Here is a 19,870-nt window from a genome sequence, read left to right on the forward strand (position 1 = left end):
CGCGGAAGAGGGCCGGTATCGGGGCGGCCCGGCGACGGCATGGAAGCTTGCGCGCGACCGACTACGGTAAAATGCCGGATCACTCATTCTCCAACGCGGTTCGCTCTCTCTTTCATGACTGATACGAAAAACACGGCGGACGCGACCGCCGGCTCCAACTTCCTGCGCGGCATCATCGAGGCCGACCTCGCGTCGGGCAAGCATGCTAGCCGCACCACCGTCAACGGCACGCCGCTGCCTCCCGTGGTCACCCGTTTCCCGCCCGAGCCCAATGGCTACCTTCACATCGGCCACGCGAAATCCATCTGCCTGAACTTCGGCCTGGCACGCGATTACGGCGGACGCTGCACCATGCGCTTCGACGACACCAACCCGACCAAGGAAGAACAGGAATACGTCGATGGCATCCTCGACGCGGTGAAGTGGCTTGGCTTCGACTGGAAGGACCAGTCGGGCGAGCACCTCTACTTCGCCAGCGACTACTTCCCGCAGATGTACCACATGGCCGAATACCTGATCCAGTCGGGACATGCCTACGTCGACAGCCAGAGCGCGGAACAGATGGCCGCCAACCGCGGCAGCTTCTCCGAGCCCGGAAAGAATTCGCCCTACCGCGACCGGCCGGCGCAGGAATCGCTCGACCTGTTCCGCCGCATGAAGGCCGGCGAGTTCAAGGATGGCGAGCACATCGTACGCGTGAAGATCGACATGGCTTCGCCCAACATGAACCTGCGCGACCCGGCGATCTACCGCATCCGCCACGCGCATCACCATCGCACCGGCGACGAGTGGTGCATCTACCCGATGTACGACTACGCGCATCCGATCGAAGATGCCATCGAACATGTCACCCACTCCGTCTGCACGCTGGAATTCCAGGATCACCGCCCCTTCTACGACTGGCTGCTGGAGCGGCTGACCGAGGGCGGCTTCTTCAAGCGTCCCCTGCCCTACCAGTACGAATTCGCGCGCCTCAACGTCACCTACGTCATCACCAGCAAGCGCAAGCTGCGCCAGCTGGTCGAGGAAAACATCGTGGATGGCTGGGACGATCCGCGCATGCCCACCATCGTCGGCATCCGCCGCCGCGGCTTCACGCCGGAATCGCTGCAGCTGTTCTGCGACCGCACCGGCACCACCAAGTCCGACGGCTGGACCGACTACGGCATGCTGGAAGCGGCGGTGCGCGACGACCTCGACCCCAAGGCGCCGCGCGCCACTGCGGTGCTGCGTCCGCTCAGGCTCGTGATCGACAATTTCCCGGAAGGCCTGTCGGAGGAGTGCAGCGCGCCGGTGCATCCGCACCATCCCGAGCGCGGCCATCGCCACTTCCCGATCACCAAGGAGCTGTGGATCGAGGAAGAAGACTTCACCGAGACGCCGCCCAAGGGTTACTTCCGCCTCTACCCGGGCAACAAGGTGCGCCTGCGCTACGGCTACGTCGTCGAGTGCACCGGCTGCGACAAGGACGAGCATGGCCGCGTGATCGCGGTACATTGCAATTACTTTGCCGATTCCAGGAGCGGCACGCCGGGCGCGGACAACTACAAGGTCAAGGGCAACATCCACTGGGTCAGCGCCAGCCATGCGCTGGAAGCGGAAGTGCGCTTGTACGACCGCCTCTTCACCGATCCGCAGCCCGACGCCGGCGGCAAGGACTTCAAGCTCGCGCTGAATCCCAAATCCAAGGAAGTCATCACGGCCTACCTCGAACAGGGCATGCGTGCCGCGCTGCCCGACGAGAAGTTCCAGTTCGAGCGCCACGGCTACTTCGTCGCCGACCGCGTGGATTCGACGCCGGGCAAGCCGGTGTTCAACCGGGTGGTGACGCTCAAGGACAGCTGGGGCAAGTAAGCCGATTCGACCCGGGCCGCCCGCGATCTTCGCCGGGCGGCCGCCTCATGCCATGACTGCCACCGCCAGCCACCTCGATACCTGGACCGCGTTCCTGACCGGGAAGGACATCCCGGTCATGCGCAGCACCGTGAAGGCGCTGGACGTCGCGCGCAAGCGCCTGCACCGCATCGGCGTGCGCGACATCGCCGACATCGTGCTGAAGGACCCGCTGATGACGCTGCGGGTGCTGCGCTTCGTCGGCCTGCGCCGCGGCAAGCGGCAGGAACAGGAACTGGCGAACGTCGAGCATGCGATCATCATGATCGGCGTCGAACCCTTCTTCCATCATTTCGCCAGGCATGACATCGTCGAGGACCAGCTCAAGCCGCATCCGCAGGCGCTGCTCGGCCTGCTGCGACTGGTGCAGCGCGCGAGGCGGTCCGCCCGCTACGCGCTGGACTGGGCGGCATGGCGACAAGACTTGAACTGCGAGGAAATCGCCGCCGCCGCGCTGATGCAGGACATTGCCGCGATGCTGGTGCACGCCCTCACCCCGAACAAGGCCGCGCAGCTCGACAATCTCGGCAAGACCCATCCGCAGGCCAGCGCGGCACAGCGAGAGCGCGCGGTGCTGGGCACGACGCTCGCCGAATTGCATGCGCGGCTGTGCCGCGAATGGAAGTTGTCGGCATTGCTGGCGAGCCTGGACGACCCGGGCTGCGCGGCGCAACCGCGCGTGCGCAACGTCAGGCTGGCGCGCGACCTCGCGATGCATGCGGCCGGCGGCTGGGACGATCCGGCGATACAGCCGGCGCTTGAACAGGATTTCCAGGCGATCGCGGCCCTGATGAGCATCGACGACGCCACGCTGCGGCTGCGTCTCGGCCTGCAGCCCCGCAAGGCCGTCGAGCCGGACACGCCGGAAGAGCCACGCCAGGCTCCCGGTCAAGGCACCTGATGCCGCATCGGGAGCCTGCGCCGCTCCCTCAATGCGGCATCGCGCCGCGCAGGAAATCGCCCGCCATCCGCAGGTCCTGCACGAAGCGCTCGAACGCCTCCTGCTTGTATTCGTCGGGAATGCGCAGCAGGTAGGAAGGATGCACGGTGATCACCAGCCTTCCCTGCTCGCCGAATGGCATGAACCGCCCGCGATTGGCTTCAACCGACGTGGCCTTGCCGAGCAGGGAACGGGCCGCGCTCGCCCCCATCGCCACCACCAGTTCCGGATGCACGATCTTCAGCTCGCGGTCCAGCCATTGATGGCAAGCCGCGATTTCCCCGTCGGCGGGCTTCTTGTGCAGCCGGCGCGTGCCGCGCATCTCGAACTTGAAATGCTTGACCGCATTGGTGACGTACACCGCGTCCCGGTCCACGCCGGCCTCCCGCAGGGCGCTGTCGAGCAGCTGGCCTGCCGGCCCGACGAATGGATGACCCTGCCGGTCTTCCTGGTCGCCCGGCTGCTCGCCGACCAGCATCACGCGCGCGGTCTCCGATCCTTCGCCGAAGACGGTTTGCGTGGCCGGCGCCCACAAGGGACACGCGGTGCAGCCTTCCGCGGCGGCACGCACGACTTCCAGCGAGCCGGATTCCGGCGCAATCTCGACGACGGGCTGCCTGGCTGTGCGCGGCTTGCGCGGCGTGGAAGACGGCTGCCGTGGCTGGCTGCCGGAAGGAATGGATGGCATGGGTAACTCCTGCGAATGCACGCGTTACCCATGAGATTGTGATGCGGGGAGTTTGTTTCAGTAATGCTTGCGCACGATTTCGCCGAAGGCTTCCTCTGCGCTCTTGCCCTTGCGCATGAGCTCGGTGATTTCCTCGGTGTGCTGCGAAATCGTGGGCGGCAGCGTGGCGCGGTTGTTCTTGAAGTATTCATAGCGCTGCGCCGCGAACTGCTCTTCGAGGCGGGCCGCCGCCGTGCGCGGGACACCGGTGGCGCCCGAAGCCGCGCGCGATGCCGGCCGCGCCGCGCGGGTGGTACCGGAGGTCAGGCGCATGCCGCTGATCGCGGACTTCACCTGCTCGATGGTGAACGTGCGCGTCGCGTTCGCGCCGGTAAATTCATCGCCTTCCGGCCGCCACAAGTGGTGGTTGCGGTCGAAGGACATTTTCTTGCCGTCCTGGTTGGTCAGCTGGTAGCAGGGTTCCGCACCGCCCGTCACGAGGGAAAACTGCACGTTCTCGCCATAGTCGCTCATTTTCTCCATGACGCCCTTCAGGAAGTCGACGGGGAGCGAATCGAAATTGCCGTTCCAGCGTTTGCCTTTGGATGAAGCCAATCTAGTCTGCCTTTGGAAAAATGGATTGCATGGATGCCGGCGGCGCGGGCGCATAACGTACGGCGCGGACAGCGGAACGCGCCGGGATGGCGCCGCAACAGGGCTGGTGGCGGCGCGCCTTCGGACATGGAATGGAATTCGCCATTTTACCGTTCGCGACAGGCAAGGACAATTGATGATTTGCGGCAAGGCACTGCGCATGATGTGTTCGCGCTTGCCTCCCCTCCGCTCCGGTGCCGGTATACTCCCGGCTCCCAACCTTCTTCATTGCCCTCCCCATGACGACACTCGACCAGTTTCTTCAACGCCTGGCGCAGTCCCCGGACAGCATCCAGTTCAGCGACACGATGGATGTCATCGCCGCGCACTACGATTACACGCCGGCCGCATTCAGCAACGGCGCCGTGCGCAACGAGGCCGGCCAGAACGCCGGCTCCTGCAAGATCCTCGCCTTCGGCTTGCTGACCCGCCTTCCCGAGCAGCAGGTGCTCGCCTGCTTCGGCGACTATTACCGCAAGGACGTGCTGCAGAACCCGGACGGCGCGGACCACCAGAACATCCGCAATTTCATGAAGTCGGGATGGGCCGGCGTCCGCTTCGACGCGCCGGCCCTGGCCGCCAGGGCAGCCTGATTCCGCCGGCGCGATGCCGGCGTCAGGATGGACCGTTCAGGGCACCCAGTTGGGGCCGGAACTCGGGCGCAACTCCGACAGCGCGGTATGCACGTTGGCCATGCGCAGGAAGCGTTCCTCCGTGGTCGGGTCCTGCAGGTGCAGCAGCTGGCCGGCCATGATGTCGTAGATCGGAATGTCGCCCGCGGGATGCGCGCACAGCCGGTACATCGGCCTGCCGGTCGCGCCCAGCACGTCGATGTTGGCGAAGGACGCCACCCGGATGCGGTAGCGCGTGCCGGTGCTTCCGCCGATCACGTGGAAATACCGCAGGGTGCGGAATTCCTGCCGCTGCTCGGTGTCGAGAAGCCCGGTCAGCAGGCCCAGCGCGCGGCGCTTGGCGCATCGCGCCCGGCGCGCTTCCTCGATGAGCATCTGCTCGTTGTGGCGCCGCGCGGCAAGCACCTGGTCGCGCAGCCATCCGACCAGCCGCGATATGCGGAAGGTCCCTGCCCTCTGGCAAGACGCGCCGTCATGCACGTGCGAGCGCGACAGGCGCTGGCGTACCGCGCGCCAGGCGCCATCCAAGGCCGGCATGGGCTCAGCCTCCGACGGTCTTGGGAACCATCACCAGCTCTTCCATGGTCGGGTCGAACTCTTTCATCGAGTGCTTCGCTTCAGCTTTCGTCGTCGAGCCGAACGCCGTATAGCCGTTCTTGACCAGCTCGTCGAAGGTTTCCTGCGCATTCAGAATTTCATCCAGCTTGGCCGTATCCCAGGTCAGCTGCTTGTGACCGGAGCGGTCCATGATATTCATCTCGCAGATCTTCGATGCGGGGGCCTTGTTCATCGCGTACTCCTTGCCGGCTGGCAGTTTGAGAATGAGGTGATCTCCCTGATTGATCTCCGTTTCCGGCAACCCACCGCAATCGCAACGTGCAGGATGCCCGATGCGGGTTGCCGTGATTCTCGTGCCTGTGACAGGAGTCGTGTTTCTTGTAGTGACCACAATTCACGCGACAAGATCGATGCGCCACGCCATCATCCGTGATCTAGATCAAGGGCCGGTGGAGCGGCCCGTTTCGCCGTGCATCCTGCCTCGACCTGCCGCGGCGGGATGCACGGCAGGGCGCGCGATCGTACAATGCATGGATCCTTCACCCATGCCACGACCATGCCGCCCTCCGCCCTGCCCGCCCGCAACGTCTACAACGAGCCGATCGTGCCCTGCTCCTTTTCCCCGGTGACAGGCTTCTTCCGGGACGGCTGTTGCCGCACCGGCGACGAGGACGTCGGCATGCATGCGGTCTGCGCCGTGATGACGGAAGACTTCCTGCGCTTCAGCCGCGAACGCGGCAACGACCTGTCCACGCCGAGGCCGGAATGGGGCTTTCCCGGGCTGAAGCCGGGAGATCAGTGGTGCCTGTGCACGGCGCGCTGGCATGAAGCCTTTCTCGCGGAAGTGGCGCCGCCGGTGGTGTTGGAGAGCACCAATCTCCAGGTGCTGGAAGAGATTCCCCTCGGGGTGCTTGAACGGTTCGGGGTCGAGAGGGAATGAGCGTCGCTGCTGCTCCTCAGTCCCGGAACCACACCATCTGGTGCGTCGTTGCCAGCAGGCTGCCGCGAGGCGACCACAGCACCGCCTCCTGGTCGTAATACCCTCGGTAGAAACCGTTCGCGCGCGACCGGCCGAACGCGGCGAGGCACTGCTCGTTCGCCAGCGCCTCCCCGTCGATGTGGAAGTTGATGCTCAGGCTGACGGTGGAAATCGGCCTGGGCGCGCCCTTGCGCACGAACAGGCGCGGCGCGAAGGAGTCGCAATAGGCTGCGAGCGAAGGAAAGTCGACCGGCCGCGGCGGCAGGTCGCTGATCCAGCACTGCGTGAGGCTGCTGTCGCCGCCCTGGAGCGGATGGGAATCGACGTAGCGCATGGCATACCGCTCCAGGAAGGGAACGTTGGCCGGCGGCGTCTGGCGCTCCAGCGTTTCCGGCGGCGGCGCGGCCGGCATGCGCGACTCGCTGTCCGACCAGGTGTCGCGGCGCACCGCGAATACCGCGGTGCCGGTCAGCAGCGGTGAATCATCGCCTTGCTGGCGGATGGACATGGCCCAGTGCTGCGTCGAGCGTCCGGTGCGTATCGGCGAGACCTCGACCAGCATCGGTCCCTTCTGGATCGGTCCGGCAAAATTGACGGTCATCGCCAGCGGATCGCCGAGGCGCTGCGGATGCTGCAGGATGGCATTGAGGACGAGCGCGACGGTGGTGCCGCCGAAGGGGGAGATCGCGTTCCAGTACGGCTCCGAGGTATGCGCCAAGTAGCGCATCGTTGCCAGTCCGCCCGACGGCGCGGACAGGTCGAGGGAATCGTCAGCCTGGAGCTGGATGGCGCGGTCGAAATCGTGGTCGTTCATGGGCAGGAATCAGGGCAGCGTGGTCGGTTAAAATCGTACGGTCGTACGTTTTTAATCATAACCGACTTCCGCGCCGCCTGCCCTCGGCATATCCAGCCCCTGCCACGGCTGGATATGCCGGGCAAGGGCGGCGATGCGCCTCGCGTGTCAGCGCCCGATGCCGTTGGTCGGACCTTGGTTGCCCGGGCCGCTGGGCGATCCGCTCGATCCGCTGCCCAGCGTGCCGGAACCCGGCGAGGTCGGACTGGTGCCGACGCCCAGACCGGAGGAGGTGCGGCCCGTACCGCTGGTGCCGCTGGTATTGCCCGGCATGCCGGATGCTCCCGCCGTCCCGGCGCCGCCGGTGGCATTCGTCGCGCCGGTGGTGCCCGCGGTGCCGGAGGCGCTCGCGCCGTTCGTGCCGGAGCCGCTGGTGGAGCCGACGGGCGCGCAGTCGCGGCTGCCCATTCCTGCGGATGCGGTCGTGCCGCTCGCGCTGCCCATGCTGCCCATCGATCCGGAAGAGGCGCCGGACATGCCGCTGGTCCCGGTCGGCCCTCTCACCATGCCGGCAGGGCAATCCGAACTCGCCCCGGACGCCGAGGTGCCTTGCGTGCTCGAGGTGCCCGACGCGCTGGAACCGGTTCCGCCGCCCGTGGCAGCGTTGCTGCTGGAACCGCTGGGCGCGGCCGCCGCCGGCGTGGTGGGTTCCACGCTGCTGCCGGTGCCGCGCGTGGCGGAACTGATGCCCGAGGTGCTGGGCGCGGTGCTCTGCGCCATGGCCATGCCCGCGCAACCGAGCAGCGCTGCCAGCAATGTCATGCTTGCCTGCGTCTTCATGCGTTTCTCCAGAAATGAGACCAAAGCTTGTGACGTCGCAAGGAGCATGCCATCAAGCCAATCATGACCGGATCATGCGGCTTCGGGCGGAGCGCATGGCGCGGGATGCCCGGGGCGAAGGCGGAGGGAACCGGCGGCATGCAAAAGCTGCACCCGAGAAGATGATTTTTCATGGTGTGGAACACGATGGACCTGCCGGCTGACGGCAGCGATGACGCCCGGAAAGCGGCTTCGCTCACAGTGTTGTCAATTCGGTACAGGCCGGAGCAACTTTCCTTGACCCATCGAATGACCTCCCGTAGTTTCCCTAGTCTGGCTTTCCCCCTTACATCTCCGCCTTGGGCGTCACCTGCACGGCATCCGCGACAAGGCACAAGCGCATTTGCTTCTGGCTCATGAAAACAAGATTTGAAGCAGACCCGATCGACTGGAAAATTCTCGCCCTGCTCCAGCGGGATGCCAGGATCACCAACACCGGGCTCGGCAAGGCGGTGGGCCTGTCTGCTTCCGCCGTGGCGGCGCGCATCCGGGTCATGGAGGAAGCGGGAGTCATCGAAGGGTACTCGGCGCGCGTGAATGCGCGTGCCCTGGGCCAGGAAATCACCGCCTTCATCCGCGTGCGCACGCCGCATGACAAGATCAAGCAATGCCTCAAGGCCTTCGCGGCCATGCCCGAAATCCTGGAAGCCCATCGCATTGCGGGCGATGACTGCTTCATGGTGAAGGCGAGCTTCTCCGAGATGCCGCACCTGGAAGCCACGCTCGACGCGCTTGCGCGCTTCGGTCCCGTGACGACGTCACTGGTGCTGGATTCCTATCCCCCCAAGCCGCTGCAAGCCCGCAAATAGGCTCAGTCTTCGGACGCGATTTGCCGCAGGGCGTGCTCGAACGCCTCCACCGGCTGGCCGCCCTGGATGAGGTAACGGTCATTGACGATCACCGCGGGCACGGAATGGATGCCCTGGTCGAGATAGAACTGTTCCTGCTCGCGCGTCTGCTCGGCATAGGCATCCGATTCGAGGATTTCCTTCGCGCGGGCGACGTCCAGCCCCGCTTCGCCGGCCACCCTCAGCAGCACCTCATGCGCGCCCGGGTTCTCGCCATCGGTGAAGTAGGCCTTGAACAAGGCGTGCTTCAATTCCTTCTGCCGGCCTTCCTCGTGCGCCCAATGCAGCAGCCGGTGCGCATCGAAGGTGTTGTAGATGCGGCCGCGCTTGCCCATGTTGAACCGGAAGCCGACGCTTTCGCCGCGCTCGCGGATGGCTTCGCGATTGCGCGCCGCCTGCTCCGCGCTGGCGCCATACTTGGCGGCGAGGTGCTCGTCGATGTCCTCGCCCTCCGGCACCATGTTGGGATTGAGCTCGAAAGGCTGGAAGTGGATGTCGGCACGCACCTCGTCGCCGACCCGGTCCAGCGCCTGCTCCAGGGCATGGAGGCCGATCACGCACCATGGACAGGAAACGTCGGAAACGAAATCGATTTTCATGGGCTTGGTCATGATGCCGGCTCCTTGTGGTCACGCCTGTCCGGCGGCATGCCGGACCAGCTCACTGTTCATCTTCCCCCAGGTCCACCGCGGCCTTGATGCGCTGCAGCCGGGCGTATTCCTCGGGATCGTCCTGCGCAAGCCTGCCCTCGCGCCACTTGTAGAATACCGCCAATCCAAGCATGGCGGCGGCACCCATGGCGAGCTTGCCCTTGTGGTTGGCCAGAGTGTCGGCGAGGGTATCGGCCAGGCTGGCGCTGCCTACAGGGTCATCCGCTTCCTCGCCGGCGGCGGATGGCATGTCGGACATGTCTGGCGCGCCGGCCGGCAAGTCGCCTTGCTTGAGAGCCTGCGCTTCCTGCTTCGAAGATGAGGACGAGAAGAATGCCATGGCGGGTTCTTTCCTGTGAACAAGCGTTGGGGTGCGTTATCACTTAGTCATTATCACCCGTAACTTAGTTCACGTACTGCAAGCCATTTGCTTTGCCTCATTAAAAATGCGGAACTTGCCAATCAATATCAAGCGGCGCGCATTTTTTCCCGACCGTATCAACGCATTACGCGGTTCGACACGCGGCCTTTTTCAACGCACCCCGGTGGCAGCCATGGCCGCCCAGTCCTTTTCCTCCATGTCGCCCAGCGCGTCGAGACAGGCGATTTCCTTTTCCGAGAGGTCTTCGGTGATGGCCCGGTCGCGGCGGTCGATGCGGTCGTTGCGCACCAGGATGTCGATCTTGCTGAGGTAGTCGCCCATCAGCAGGATGCGGCCGAGGGCGGACACCTTGGGGTCGCGCGGGTCCGACGATTGTTCGAGGATGGCCTTGCTGACGGCTTCCGGAAAATGCCATTCGCGGGCGATGTTGACAGCCAGCGTGCGTCCCTGCATCGCGAGGGCGTTGCAGAAGGTCGGCGATCCGACCGGCAGGCGGTTGTCGGACATCTGGTCGATCACCCGCAGCGATACCGTCAGGCCGACGTTCTGGATGAGACCGACGAGGAAGGCATCGAGCGGATCGACCGGCAGGCCGGCCGCAAGCGCGCGGCAGGCGAATGCGCAGCGCTCCGACTGTACCCACAACCGGGGCGCGACCATGCGCGTGAAGGTGCCGGACTTGAGGTTGATGATGGGCTTGAAGGCAACGCCGGTGATGAGCTGGCGCAGGCCATTCTGGCCGAGCAGGAGGATGGCGTTCTCGATGCTGCTGATCGGCGCGGCCGGACTGTAGGCCGCGCTGTTGGCCATGCGCAGCACCTCGGCCACCAGTACCAGGTCGCCGGAAATCGTGCGCGCCACCTCGGCGCCGGAGAACTCGCTGTTGCGCAGGGTCTGCAGCAGCTGCGGAATGACCCCGGGAATGCGGCGGACCATGTGCGCGCCGGACTGTTCCGACTTCACGGTCTCGTCCAGCGCGGCGAGGATGTTTTCTTCGTTCTTGTTGGTGAACACCTCGACCTGCTGCTCGGCGTCGAACAGCCAGCTGTTGAAGGTGTAGTCCACCTGGTCGCGTTCACGCCAGGGCACGGTGCCGACCGAGGCGGTTTTCTTCGCCGTTGCAGGGGAAGGGTTCGCGGCGGCGCGATGCGCCACCGGCACGGCGGCTTCGTCGCTGAAGAGTTTCTTGAGCCAGGTAAGCATGGTGATGAGGATGACGGGATGCGATTGACGTTTCTTCCTGTCATCATTTAAGCACGTTGCCGTGCCGGCGTCGATCACGGCGTGGCGCGGGCGACGCGCCGCCGCTCACTCCTCGGCGTTCACCAGCGTCGACGACTTCCCGAACACCCAGATCACCGCCAGTCCGGCGGTGACGCCCTGGTTCTGCCTGACCAGCGGACTGTCGCGGAAGACGGCGCCATTCAGGCTGTCGACGCGGACGAAGGCGCCGGTCCAGAAATCCCCGAAGCGGCGCGACAAGGTGCCGGTGACCTGCATGCCGCTGTAGCCGCCGCTGGCGGCGTAGGCGGGACGCGCGGCCGTGGCTTCCGACGGCCGCACGCCATAGGTGTAGTCGTGCCAGCGCCGGTCGGCGAATTGCGGGCCGCCCTGCAGGCTGAGGCCGAGGCCCGGCATGCCGCCGAGGTCGTGCAGCCGCAGCCGCAGGTTGGGCGCGAGCAGCCAGCCGACGTGGCGCGGCGACGACTCGATGGTGAACCCGGCCCGGAGCGGCACGCGGAAGTCGAGGTCCGCGCGACCATCGGCGGAACGCCAGAGGCTGAAGTCGGCGGTCGGGCCGAGTTCCGCCACCGGCCTGAGCGACTCCATGCCGCGCCGCGCCGGATCATCGTTGGTCGTGCGGTACAGAGAAAGATTGGCGCTGACGTTGAGCTCGAACAGGTCGTTGCGCAGCAGCTCGGCACGCACGCCGCCACGATCAGCTTGCAGGCGCTCGCCGCGGTACACCACGTAGGGCGCGGGAAGGACCTCGCTCCGCTGGACGTCGGAACCGCGGTAGCTAGGCAGGCTGATGCCCGCGGCGCCCAGGCCGAGCTCCCATTTCGGCAAGGCTTCCGCGCCGGCGGGCATCGCCGGCAGGCAGGCGCACAGAAAGGTCAACACTGGCATGGCGGTGCTGGCGAGGCGTGTCTTCATCGGCTGGCTCTGTCAGGGTAAAGACTGTGTTGTGGGCGGGACGCCGCGCTTACGAACGGGCTTGCGTGGTCTGCATGATGCCGTCGCAGGCGGCCTTCTGCCCGTCGTTGCCCGGCAGCTTGTCGCAGATGCCGGCGAGCTGGGCCGTCATCCGCTGCAGCGACGCGCCATGGCCGTTGCCGCCATTCCATTTGGCCAGCTTCTTGCCCAGTTTTTCGAGGGACGCGCGATTACGTTCGTAGAAGGCGTTCGGTGTAGCCGCGAGTTCGGTGAACAGCGTGCCGGCGGTGGCTTCGATGCGGCTTTCGTCGTTGGGTGCGAGGTCGAGCAGGCCGTTGAGGTAGGCCACGCCCCATTGCAGGCGGGTGGCCGGTCCCTTCGCTGCCTTGTAGGCCTGGTCGTACCAGTCGAGCGCGGCTGCCTTGTCGCCGCGCTTCTTCGCATTGGCGGCAAGTCCCAGCATGAAGTAGTAGGGCGAATGCGAGCGCTTGAGCTCCGCCTTGAGCAGGGCGTCGGACTCGTCCAGCAGGCCGGCCTCGGTGTAGGCATCCGCGGCGGCGCTGATGACGGCCTGGCGTTCATAGGCGTCGGTGGTTGCCTTGTCCATCTCCGCGACCTGCCTGCGCACCGCGTTCAGGAGCGCCGGATCGACCGGGCCCTTCTTGTCGTCGATGCGGGCCAGCTGCACCTGGGCGACGAGCGCGGTGAGGCGATCGGCGCGGGAAAGGCCGGCATCGGCGGCGAGCCGCTGCATGTCCTTGCCCCAGGCGTCGGCCAGTTGCCGGCGCTGGGCGGAACCCGGCGCGGTCAGGTATTCCACCACCTGGGTGGCATAGTTGGCGAGCAGGTCCATGTTGGCGCGCGCGGCCTTGGCGTCTGCGAGGATCTGGTTCACCTTGCGCAGTTCGGCCTGGCGCGACGCCTCGTTCTTAACGCCTTCCCTGGTTTCCTTGCCGTCCTTCTCCTGGCTGTCCATCGCCGCGGCAACGATGGCCTTGAGGGTCAGGCGGCGCGCGTTCTCGCCGGCCGGGCAGGCCGCAGCGAGGCGCTGCAGGGTGGCCGCGAGTTCCTTCTTCTGCACCAGCTGCTGCTCGTCGGTGTCCCAGGAATAATCGGCGAGCAGGCGCCAGTCCTGCGCGCCCAGCCGGGAAGAACCCGACAGCGCCGCCTGCAGCAGCTCGCGTACCGGCCTGGTGGCATTCATGGACAGCTTGAGCACGTGCATGTAGCGGTCGGCGTCCACTTCGCCCGGCAGGCGGGTGATTTCCGTGCCGTCCGGCCGGAACAGGATCATGGTGGGATAGCCGCGGACCTTAAATCGCGCGCCCAGCTTCTGCCCGTCGGGACTGTCGCCGTCGAGGTAGACCGGCACGAAGGCACGCGAACGCTCGATGAAGCTCTGGCGGTTGAAGATGGTGGCCTTGACCTGGTTGCAGGGCGGGCACCAGACCGCGCCCCAGTAGAGAAAGACCGGCTTGCTGGCAGCCTTGGCCTCGGCGAACGCGCTGTCGACGTCTCCCTGGTGCCAGGCGATGCCGGCATGCTGGCCGGGGGCGGACGTTGGGCCGGAAGTTGAGGCAGATGCCGCCGCCTGCGCCACGGAGGCCAAGGGGGAAATGATCGCCAGCATGGCGGCAAGGGTGGCTTGGGCGGCGTTCAGAGGTTTCATGACGATGGCCGGTGAGGGTTGACAGGCTATTATCGCAAGGCTGCGGTCATGCTGCTTGGCAAATCGCAATCGATCCCGTTCGCGCGGGCCGCTTCGTCAGTTACGGTAGCTCATGTCCCCCGTTGCCGGCGCGACCGGAGCCGGCGCGGGACGCGCCGGGACAGGACCGCCGGGCGCGGCGGGAACGACGGGAGCCGGGGCCGAGGGACCGCCGCCGAAGATCTTTTCCCACCAGCTGCGGTTGTCTTCCTGCTCGGGCGGCCTGACGACGCTGGTGCCGACGAACTCCTGGTACATCCAGTCTCCATCTACCTGCACCACGCCCGCCGGCGGGATGCGCTGCACCTCCGGGCGTCCGCGCAGGGCGACGCGCATGTAATCGATCCAGATCGGCAGCGCCACCGTGCCGCCGTACTCGCGTCCGCCCATGGAACGCGGCTTGTCGTAACCCATCCACGCCACGCCGACGACGTCGCCGCCATAGCCGGCGAACCAGCCATCGATGGCATCGTTGGTGGTGCCGGTCTTGCCGGCGAGATCGTTGCGCCCGAGGCGCTGGGTAGCCATGGCGGCCGTGCCCGAGCGCGCGACGTCGCGCATCATGCTGTCCATGATGAAGGCGTTGCGCGGATCAATCACCCGGCCCGGTTCCTCCACCTTGATCTCCTGCAGAATGTTGCCGCGCGCATCGGTCACCTTTCGGATCAGCGCGGGCAGCACGCGGTTGCCGCCGTTGGCGAAGACCGCATAGGCCGCGGCCATCTGCACGGGCGTGGCCGCGCCGGTGCCCAGCGTGAGCGTGAGGTTGGAGGGATGGCGTTCGGTATCGAAGCCGAAGCGGCCGAGGTACTCCCTGGCATAGGCCGGGGTGATGGTCTGCAGGATGCGGATCGAGACCATGTTCTTGGAGCGCTTCAGGCCGGTGCGCATCGTGACCGGGCCGTCGTATTTTCCATCGTCGTTCTGCGGTTCCCAGGCCTGGCCGTTGCCGGCGTCGATGCTGATCGGGGCGTCATTGATCACGGTGCCCGGCGCGAAGCCCTTTTCCAGCGCGGCGGAATAGACGAAGGGCTTGATGCTGGATCCCGGCTGGCGCCACGCCTGGGTCACGTGGTCGAGCTTGCTCTGGTTGAAGTCGAAGCCGCCGACGAAGGCGCGGATGTTGCCGTCCAGCGCGTCGAGCGACACGAAGGCGGCCTGCACTTCCGGCAGCTGGGAGATGGTCCACTTCTTCCTGGCATCGCGCGCCACGCGGATCACGGTCCCCGGACGGATGCGCTCGGCGTTGCGGGCCTTCGACGACAAGGCATTGGCGGCGAAGCGCAGGCCGTCGCCGCTGACCTCGACCACCTCGCCGGAAAGCAGTTCGGCGCGCACCAGCTTGGGCGACGCGCTGGTGACCACGGCGGCGAGCAGGTCGTCGCTGTCGGGATGCTTGAGCAGGATGTCCTCGATGGCATCGCGGCGGTCGTCGGCGGCCTTGGGCAGGTCGATGAAGTCCTCGGGCCCGCGGTAGCCGTGGCGGCGGTCATAGTCGAGCACGCCGCGGCGCAGGGCCTCGTAGGCGGCATCCTGGTCGGCCTTGCGCAGGGTGGTGTAGACGTTGAAGCCGCGGGTGTAGATGTCGTCCTTGTAGATGTTGTACATCAGCTGGCGGACCTGCTCGGCGGCATACTCGGCATGCGTGGCGTAGCGCAACCGGTAGCCGAGCACGTTGAGCTTCTCGGCCGCAGCCTTGTCGTACTGCACCGGGCTGATGTAGCCGAGGTCGCGCATGCGCTTGAGCACCTGCATCTGGCGCTGGCGGGCGCGGGCGGGGTTGACGACCGGATTGGCCGCGGCGGGCGACTGCGGCAGGCCGGCGAGCATGGCGGCCTCGGCGATGCTCAGGTTCTGCACCGGCTTGCCGAAATAGATGCGCGCCGCGGTGCCGAAGCCGTACGCCCGTTCCCCGAGGTAGATCTGGTTCATGTACAGCTCGAGGATCTGGTCCTTGCTGAACTTTTCCTCGATGCGGAAGGCGAGCATGATTTCGCTCAGCTTGCGCGCATAGGTCTTCTTGCGGCTGAGGAAGAAGGCGCGCGCCACCTGCATGGTGATGGTGGAGGCGCCCTGCGAGCGGCTGGAACGCAGGTTGGCCAGCGCCGCGCGCAGCACGCCGGGGTAGTAGACGCCGTGGTGTTCGTAGAAGTGGTCGTCCTCGATCGCGATGACGGCCTTCTTCATCAGGTCGGGCATCTCGCGTATCGGCACGAAGTCGCGGTGTTCCTCGCCGAACTCGCCGATCAGGACGTTGTCGGCGGTGTAGACCCGCATGGGCATCTTGGGCTGGTAGTCCGCCAGCGCATCCAGCGCCGGCAGGTTGGGAACGACGACCAGGTAGGCATACAGCGTGACGAGCACCGCGCCTAACATCGCCGCGCCGGCCGTGGCCAGCGCAGCGTAGAAGACTTTCATGCCAAGCGACAGCCGCGACCACCTGCCCTGCCTGGCCGGTTTCGCGGAACCACCCGATCGACGCGCCACACCCTTCTCCTCTTCCAAATTCAATGACTCGGACTCTAGCAGAAGCGCAATGCGGCGTTGTGAGATTGTGAAACAGCTTGCCGGCCGGTCTTGCCCGGAATCAGGAAATCATCGTGCCGGAACTCTCTTCGGGAACCGGCATGCCATGCTCGGCGGCGAAGATGCGCTCGATATGATGGTAGAAGGTGGAGTCGCTGTACTTGCGGTGGAACCAGCGGAACCATTCCGCGTCGCGGCGCAGTTCCTGGATGTGCTGCTCGGCTTCCTGCAGGCGCTGGGCCTGCTCGGCCTGCCGTGCCTGCAGCGCTTCGTCCTCGGCGGGCGCGGGCACAGGGGCCGCGGCGGGAGCCGGGACCGGCGCCTCGGAGGCGACGGCGGGAGCGATGGCAGCAGCGGCGGCGGCCGCGTTCTCGATTTCGGCCAGTCTTGCCTTCAATGCGGTGTTTTCCGTCTGCAGGCGTTCGATGGTGCGGGCGGCCTGCTCCACCAGTGCCACCATTCCTTCCAGCGTCATGGCGGCACGCTGTTGTTCGTCGGTCATGATTTCCTCGTTTGTTACCTTGCGGAATGCATCGCACGCATTTCCGCATGCCAGTTCCGCGCCAAAGGTATCACAAAACGCCGTCGCCGCAGCGGCAGGAAATGCGGACGATGGCTATAATTTTCCGCTTCGCCAATAACCTGGAAACGATCATGCCGATTTCAATGTACGAAGCTTCCGTGCCGGTCCTGAAGCAATTCCTTGGCTCCTTGAGCGGCATCCTGTCGAAGGCGGAACAGCATGCCGCCGAGCGCAAGCTCGACCCCGATGCCCTGCTGCAGGCGCGGCTCTTTCCCGACATGTTCGCGCTGACGCGGCAGGTGCAGATCGCGGCGGACTTCGCCAAGGGCATCGCCGCGCGCCTCGCCGGCGTGGAGGTGCCGTCCTTCGAGGACAACGAGGCGACCTTCGCCGAACTCCGCGCCCGCATCGACAAGACGCTGGCCTTCATCGACGGCATCCGCCCGGAGCAGATGGAAGGCAGCGAGACGCGCCAGATCACGCTCAATCCCGGCACGCCGCGCGAGCGGTCGTTCAACGGCCAGGTTTACCTGACCCAGTTCGGCCTGCCGCAGTTCTTCTTCCATGTGACCACCGCCTATGCCCTGCTGCGGCACAACGGCCTGCCGATCGGGAAGAAGGATTACATCGGCAACGTGTAATTCCGCCTACCAAGGGGCGTCGCCGGCAAAGCGCCGGCCACGCCCCCGCCATCGATGATGGCGTTCGCGCTCAGTGATGGCGTTCCTGTTTCTTGCCGCCGCCCGCGCCCTCCTGGGAATTCGCCTTGGTGTGGCTCTTGGCGTCGTGGCTGCTCTGGTTGCCTTGATTGCCCTGGCCCGAGCGGCCGTCGGCGGACTTGGCATCGGCCTCGGTGCGCGACTTCGATTCCTGCTGAGGTGTCTTTTGGTTCGACATGGCTTGCCCCTTGCTAATGTGACGTTAATGTGATGGAGATCAGCGTAGACCCTCGCGCGGCGGGAAATATCCCCGATATCCCCCTGCGCGGGCGTCCCGGGGAGAGGTGTGATGCATGGCAAGGAAGAGCCGGATAGGCAGAACGTTTGCCCGCTGTGCGGCAGGCAGCTGCCCGACGACACCACGGTGAACGAGCATCACATGGTCCCGCGCAGCGAGGGCGGGCGCGAGACGGTGCGCATGCACCGGATCTGCCACAACAAGATCCATGCCGTGTTTTCCGAGCGCGAGCTGGCCCTGTATTACCACACCGTGGAGCGGCTGCTGGAGAACGAAGAGATCCGCAAGTTCGTGCGGTGGGTGCGCAAGAAGCCGCCGGCCTTCAACGACAAGCACCTCTCGCGCCTACGGCGGCGCTGACGCCATCCGGCCAAGCGTTGCCGCTTCCCGTCACCTTCCCGACGCGGCCGGTTTGCCGCCCTGCCCGGCCTCGATCTCGCGCAGCGTCGCCTCGGATTGCGCAAGCCACGGTCCGCCGAGTGCGACAGCCTGGCGCGCCGCCTCGCGCGCCTCGCTTGCCCGGCCCATTTCGGCCAGCACCGTCGCCAGGTTGTTGAACGCCGGCGCGCTCCGGGGGTGGTCGGCGGCCGCCTGCCTGAAGGCTTCTGCGGCGGCGGCCCGGTCGCCCATGGCATAGGCGGCGTTGCCCGCGCCGAGCCGCAGCGCGAGGTTGCGCGGGAAGCGCACCAGCGCGGACTGGTAGGCGACGTAGGACTTGCCGGGAGGCGCGGCCTTCTCGAACGCCACCAGCGCCTCGACGGCAACGTCTTCCTTGACGGTACGGGGCATGCTCCCCGGCGCGGGCGCGACCATGCCCCAGTCGTCGCCGCGCGCCCAGGTATGCTCGAAGGTCGACATGGACATCACTTCGCGCCGCGTGGTCCCCGAACGCAGCACGATCTCTTCGGTATCGAGGTTGTAGCCGACAACGACGGCGTAATGCCAGAGCGGGGCGATCGGCAGGCTGAGGTTTTGCAGGACGAGAACCGGCATGCCGGACGCGACCTCTTCCAGCAAGGCGTCGAGGCGCGGCGGGATGAGCATGGCCGGCGCGCCCTGGCGCCGCGCGGCCGCAAGCATTTCCGGCTGCAGGCTGCCCTCCCGCGCGGGCACGTAGACCTGCGCCACGAGGGCGTCAGGCGTGCCGGGCAGGCCGGACGCGTTCAACACGGTGGCCAGCGCCGCCGGCCCGCACTGATAACGTTCCTGCGGGAAGAAAGGCGTGGCATCCAGCTCGGCATGGCGCGGCAGGCCGCCGGCGGCCTGCCTCAGCTGCATGGTCTGCGTCGCGCATCCGCCCAGGATCAGGCAGGCGAGCGCGCACGCCAGCAAGGCGCTCATCCACCGCGGCCAGGGCCGCCCTGCCTCCCGCGCAAGCCGCATCAGCGATGCCGGGTGAACGGATATACCCTGGTCAGGCCGAGCAGGTCGGTCACCAGCAGCAGCACGAAGATGAAGACCAGCGCGCCGACCACGTCGCCGCCGGCGGGCATGCTGTCGATGCGCTGCGCGAGCTGCGCGGCCTCGGCGTCGCTCAGGGCGGCTACCCGCGCCTGCGCATCTTCCTTGCTCACGCCGAAGCCTTCCAGCTGGCGGGCCACTTCAGGCCGGTCCAGGGCCGCGGCGATGCGCGCCCGCTGCTGCTCCGCGACGGCGGCCGACGCCACCTGGTCGGTGCCGATCATGGCGGCCTGCGTGGTCTGCGCGAAGCCGGCGAAAGTCATGGATGCGAGCGCTGCGTAGACGCAAGCCCGTTTGATGCGTGTCACCATCTTGTTCTCCTTGTCAGTGGTCATGCTGCTCGCCGCGCGTGCGCGGCACCGTGCTACTCCGCGATGCGGTCCCTGCGTTCGAAATCAGGATTCAAGGCCATGGCGCCGGACTGACCGGGACGAATTGCGGCGCATCCACCGGCAGGCCGGGCGCGGTATTGCCTTCCATGGATTCCACGTCGGCCAGGCGCGGCCCCGCGATGTGCGCGATTTCGCGGCGGGCTTCCTGGAAGTCCGCGTCCATCAGCGGGAAGCGCTTGTCGGGCCAGTTCGCGGTGGCCCAGCGCGTGAATTCGTCGAAGCGCCGGTTCAGTTCCTGCGCGTAGCGGTCGCATTCTTCCTTGCTCGCCAT

At 66.3% G+C, this 19,870-nt stretch carries 24 protein-coding genes; 8 read left to right on the plus strand and 16 right to left on the minus strand.

Features of this window, described 5'->3' with window-relative positions:
* Positions 1-114 precede the first annotated feature (114 nt).
* Together G3574_RS05455 and G3574_RS05460 are read left to right on the plus strand one after the other, a co-directional pair.
* Positions 115-1,854 carry a glutamine--tRNA ligase/YqeY domain fusion protein gene (locus G3574_RS05455; RefSeq protein WP_163960985.1) on the plus strand — a complete coding sequence of 580 codons (1,740 nt, stop codon included), beginning with the start codon at positions 115-117 and terminating at the stop codon, positions 1,852-1,854.
* A 52-nt stretch (positions 1,855-1,906) separates the two neighbouring features.
* A complete protein-coding gene (locus G3574_RS05460; protein ID WP_163960986.1) occupies positions 1,907-2,794 on the plus strand; it encodes an HDOD domain-containing protein in 888 nt (295 codons plus the stop codon).
* A gap of 28 nt (positions 2,795-2,822) precedes the next feature.
* Here the strand turns inward: G3574_RS05460 and G3574_RS05465 are convergent, their stop codons facing one another.
* Positions 2,823-3,521 (minus strand): UdgX family uracil-DNA binding protein, encoded by a 699-nt coding sequence (locus tag G3574_RS05465; protein WP_163960987.1) that lies wholly within the window; start codon positions 3,519-3,521, stop codon positions 2,823-2,825.
* A 57-nt stretch (positions 3,522-3,578) separates the two neighbouring features.
* A complete protein-coding gene (locus G3574_RS05470) occupies positions 3,579-4,115 on the minus strand; it encodes a hypothetical protein (RefSeq protein ID WP_163960988.1) in 537 nt (178 codons plus the stop codon).
* A 278-nt stretch (positions 4,116-4,393) separates the two neighbouring features.
* Here G3574_RS05470 and G3574_RS05475 point away from each other — a divergent pair, with 278 nt between their 5' ends.
* A complete protein-coding gene (locus G3574_RS05475; RefSeq protein ID WP_163960989.1) occupies positions 4,394-4,747 on the plus strand; it encodes a HopJ type III effector protein in 354 nt (117 codons plus the stop codon).
* Between the two features lie 36 nt (positions 4,748-4,783).
* Here the strand turns inward: G3574_RS05475 and G3574_RS05480 are convergent, their stop codons facing one another.
* Together G3574_RS05480 and G3574_RS05485 are read right to left on the minus strand one after the other, a co-directional pair.
* Positions 4,784-5,323 (minus strand): hypothetical protein, encoded by a 540-nt coding sequence (locus G3574_RS05480; RefSeq protein WP_163960990.1) that lies wholly within the window; start codon positions 5,321-5,323, stop codon positions 4,784-4,786.
* Between the two features lie 4 nt (positions 5,324-5,327).
* Entirely contained in the window at positions 5,328-5,576 is a 249-nt protein-coding gene (locus tag G3574_RS05485) for a hypothetical protein (protein ID WP_163960991.1), read from the minus strand.
* A 294-nt stretch (positions 5,577-5,870) separates the two neighbouring features.
* On the opposite strand from G3574_RS05485, the gene G3574_RS05490 reads away from it, so the two are divergent.
* Complete coding sequence (locus G3574_RS05490; protein WP_235953037.1) at positions 5,871-6,284, plus strand: DUF2237 family protein; 414 nt, start codon at positions 5,871-5,873, stop codon at positions 6,282-6,284.
* Between the two features lie 16 nt (positions 6,285-6,300).
* On the opposite strand, the gene G3574_RS05495 is transcribed toward G3574_RS05490, so the two are convergent.
* Entirely contained in the window at positions 6,301-7,137 is an 837-nt protein-coding gene (locus G3574_RS05495) for an acyl-CoA thioesterase (protein WP_163960992.1), read from the minus strand.
* A 178-nt stretch (positions 7,138-7,315) separates the two neighbouring features.
* Here G3574_RS05495 and G3574_RS05500 point away from each other — a divergent pair, with 178 nt between their 5' ends.
* On the plus strand, positions 7,316-8,023 hold the full coding sequence (locus G3574_RS05500) for a hypothetical protein (protein WP_163960993.1): 708 nt from the start codon (positions 7,316-7,318) through the stop codon (positions 8,021-8,023).
* A 328-nt stretch (positions 8,024-8,351) separates the two neighbouring features.
* On the plus strand, positions 8,352-8,804 hold the full coding sequence (locus G3574_RS05505; protein ID WP_163960994.1) for an Lrp/AsnC family transcriptional regulator: 453 nt from the start codon (positions 8,352-8,354) through the stop codon (positions 8,802-8,804).
* Positions 8,805-8,806: 2 nt separating this feature from the next.
* Here G3574_RS05505 and G3574_RS05510 read toward each other — a convergent pair whose 3' ends face one another.
* From G3574_RS05510 to G3574_RS05540, 7 genes are all read right to left on the minus strand, one after another.
* A complete protein-coding gene (locus G3574_RS05510) occupies positions 8,807-9,454 on the minus strand; it encodes a DsbA family oxidoreductase (protein WP_163960995.1) in 648 nt (215 codons plus the stop codon).
* Between the two features lie 49 nt (positions 9,455-9,503).
* Positions 9,504-9,833, minus strand: a complete 330-nt coding sequence (locus G3574_RS05515; RefSeq protein ID WP_163960996.1) for a hypothetical protein — start codon at positions 9,831-9,833, stop codon at positions 9,504-9,506.
* 192 nt (positions 9,834-10,025) lie between these two features.
* The gene (locus G3574_RS05520) at positions 10,026-11,078 is read right to left on the minus strand and encodes an HDOD domain-containing protein (protein WP_163960997.1); all 1,053 of its coding nucleotides are present in this window, start codon (positions 11,076-11,078) and stop codon (positions 10,026-10,028) included.
* A 105-nt stretch (positions 11,079-11,183) separates the two neighbouring features.
* The gene (locus G3574_RS05525) at positions 11,184-12,032 is read right to left on the minus strand and encodes a MipA/OmpV family protein (RefSeq protein WP_163960998.1); all 849 of its coding nucleotides are present in this window, start codon (positions 12,030-12,032) and stop codon (positions 11,184-11,186) included.
* Between the two features lie 49 nt (positions 12,033-12,081).
* On the minus strand, positions 12,082-13,662 hold the full coding sequence (locus G3574_RS05530) for a thioredoxin family protein (protein WP_163961046.1): 1,581 nt from the start codon (positions 13,660-13,662) through the stop codon (positions 12,082-12,084).
* 135 nt (positions 13,663-13,797) lie between these two features.
* The gene (locus G3574_RS05535) at positions 13,798-16,158 is read right to left on the minus strand and encodes a penicillin-binding protein 1A (protein ID WP_163961047.1); all 2,361 of its coding nucleotides are present in this window, start codon (positions 16,156-16,158) and stop codon (positions 13,798-13,800) included.
* A gap of 169 nt (positions 16,159-16,327) precedes the next feature.
* The gene (locus tag G3574_RS05540) at positions 16,328-16,768 is read right to left on the minus strand and encodes a hypothetical protein (protein ID WP_163960999.1); all 441 of its coding nucleotides are present in this window, start codon (positions 16,766-16,768) and stop codon (positions 16,328-16,330) included.
* A gap of 152 nt (positions 16,769-16,920) precedes the next feature.
* On the opposite strand from G3574_RS05540, the gene G3574_RS05545 reads away from it, so the two are divergent.
* A complete protein-coding gene (locus G3574_RS05545) occupies positions 16,921-17,430 on the plus strand; it encodes a DUF1993 domain-containing protein (RefSeq protein ID WP_163961000.1) in 510 nt (169 codons plus the stop codon).
* A gap of 70 nt (positions 17,431-17,500) precedes the next feature.
* Here G3574_RS05545 and G3574_RS05550 read toward each other — a convergent pair whose 3' ends face one another.
* Complete coding sequence (locus G3574_RS05550; protein WP_163961001.1) at positions 17,501-17,686, minus strand: hypothetical protein; 186 nt, start codon at positions 17,684-17,686, stop codon at positions 17,501-17,503.
* A gap of 111 nt (positions 17,687-17,797) precedes the next feature.
* Between G3574_RS05550 and G3574_RS05555 the strand changes: the two genes are divergently transcribed.
* Positions 17,798-18,106 carry an HNH endonuclease gene (locus G3574_RS05555; RefSeq protein ID WP_163961002.1) on the plus strand — a complete coding sequence of 103 codons (309 nt, stop codon included), beginning with the start codon at positions 17,798-17,800 and terminating at the stop codon, positions 18,104-18,106.
* A 30-nt stretch (positions 18,107-18,136) separates the two neighbouring features.
* Here the strand turns inward: G3574_RS05555 and G3574_RS05560 are convergent, their stop codons facing one another.
* The 3 genes from G3574_RS05560 to G3574_RS05570 all read right to left on the minus strand — a co-directional run bounded on the left by G3574_RS05560 (position 18,137) and on the right by G3574_RS05570 (position 19,870).
* Complete coding sequence (locus G3574_RS05560; protein ID WP_163961003.1) at positions 18,137-19,087, minus strand: PA2778 family cysteine peptidase; 951 nt, start codon at positions 19,085-19,087, stop codon at positions 18,137-18,139.
* Between the two features lie 41 nt (positions 19,088-19,128).
* Positions 19,129-19,542 (minus strand): PA2779 family protein, encoded by a 414-nt coding sequence (locus tag G3574_RS05565; RefSeq protein ID WP_235953039.1) that lies wholly within the window; start codon positions 19,540-19,542, stop codon positions 19,129-19,131.
* Positions 19,543-19,609: 67 nt separating this feature from the next.
* A complete protein-coding gene (locus tag G3574_RS05570) occupies positions 19,610-19,870 on the minus strand; it encodes a hypothetical protein (protein ID WP_163961004.1) in 261 nt (86 codons plus the stop codon).

The organism is Noviherbaspirillum galbum (assembly GCF_010974945.1).
Taxonomy (GTDB): Bacteria; Pseudomonadota; Gammaproteobacteria; order Burkholderiales; family Burkholderiaceae_D; genus Noviherbaspirillum; species Noviherbaspirillum galbum.

Excerpts from the sequence above, each read along its gene's own strand:
- G3574_RS05485 (WP_163960991.1), bottom strand. The coding sequence starts at position 5,576 with ATGAACAAGGCCCCCGCATCGAAGATCTGCGAGATGAATATCATGGAC.
- G3574_RS05465 (WP_163960987.1), bottom strand. The coding sequence starts at position 3,521 with ATGCCATCCATTCCTTCCGGCAGCCAGCCACGGCAGCCGTCTTCCACG.
- G3574_RS05490 (WP_235953037.1), top strand. The coding sequence starts at position 5,871 with ATGCATGGATCCTTCACCCATGCCACGACCATGCCGCCCTCCGCCCTG.
- G3574_RS05475 (WP_163960989.1), top strand. The coding sequence starts at position 4,394 with ATGACGACACTCGACCAGTTTCTTCAACGCCTGGCGCAGTCCCCGGAC.
- G3574_RS05560 (WP_163961003.1), bottom strand. The coding sequence starts at position 19,087 with ATGAGCGCCTTGCTGGCGTGCGCGCTCGCCTGCCTGATCCTGGGCGGA.
- G3574_RS05480 (WP_163960990.1), bottom strand. The coding sequence starts at position 5,323 with ATGCCGGCCTTGGATGGCGCCTGGCGCGCGGTACGCCAGCGCCTGTCG.
- G3574_RS05540 (WP_163960999.1), bottom strand. The coding sequence starts at position 16,768 with ATGACCGACGAACAACAGCGTGCCGCCATGACGCTGGAAGGAATGGTG.
- G3574_RS05520 (WP_163960997.1), bottom strand. The coding sequence starts at position 11,078 with ATGCTTACCTGGCTCAAGAAACTCTTCAGCGACGAAGCCGCCGTGCCG.
- G3574_RS05495 (WP_163960992.1), bottom strand. The coding sequence starts at position 7,137 with ATGAACGACCACGATTTCGACCGCGCCATCCAGCTCCAGGCTGACGAT.
- G3574_RS05545 (WP_163961000.1), top strand. The coding sequence starts at position 16,921 with ATGCCGATTTCAATGTACGAAGCTTCCGTGCCGGTCCTGAAGCAATTC.
- G3574_RS05565 (WP_235953039.1), bottom strand. The coding sequence starts at position 19,542 with ATGACCACTGACAAGGAGAACAAGATGGTGACACGCATCAAACGGGCT.
- G3574_RS05570 (WP_163961004.1), bottom strand. The coding sequence starts at position 19,870 with ATGGCGAGCAAGGAAGAATGCGACCGCTACGCGCAGGAACTGAACCGG.
- G3574_RS05530 (WP_163961046.1), bottom strand. The coding sequence starts at position 13,662 with ATGCTGGCGATCATTTCCCCCTTGGCCTCCGTGGCGCAGGCGGCGGCA.
- G3574_RS05505 (WP_163960994.1), top strand. The coding sequence starts at position 8,352 with ATGAAAACAAGATTTGAAGCAGACCCGATCGACTGGAAAATTCTCGCC.
- G3574_RS05510 (WP_163960995.1), bottom strand. The coding sequence starts at position 9,454 with ATGACCAAGCCCATGAAAATCGATTTCGTTTCCGACGTTTCCTGTCCA.
- G3574_RS05555 (WP_163961002.1), top strand. The coding sequence starts at position 17,798 with ATGCATGGCAAGGAAGAGCCGGATAGGCAGAACGTTTGCCCGCTGTGC.
- G3574_RS05550 (WP_163961001.1), bottom strand. The coding sequence starts at position 17,686 with ATGTCGAACCAAAAGACACCTCAGCAGGAATCGAAGTCGCGCACCGAG.
- G3574_RS05455 (WP_163960985.1), top strand. The coding sequence starts at position 115 with ATGACTGATACGAAAAACACGGCGGACGCGACCGCCGGCTCCAACTTC.
- G3574_RS05460 (WP_163960986.1), top strand. The coding sequence starts at position 1,907 with ATGACTGCCACCGCCAGCCACCTCGATACCTGGACCGCGTTCCTGACC.
- G3574_RS05535 (WP_163961047.1), bottom strand. The coding sequence starts at position 16,158 with ATGAAAGTCTTCTACGCTGCGCTGGCCACGGCCGGCGCGGCGATGTTA.
- G3574_RS05515 (WP_163960996.1), bottom strand. The coding sequence starts at position 9,833 with ATGGCATTCTTCTCGTCCTCATCTTCGAAGCAGGAAGCGCAGGCTCTC.
- G3574_RS05525 (WP_163960998.1), bottom strand. The coding sequence starts at position 12,032 with ATGAAGACACGCCTCGCCAGCACCGCCATGCCAGTGTTGACCTTTCTG.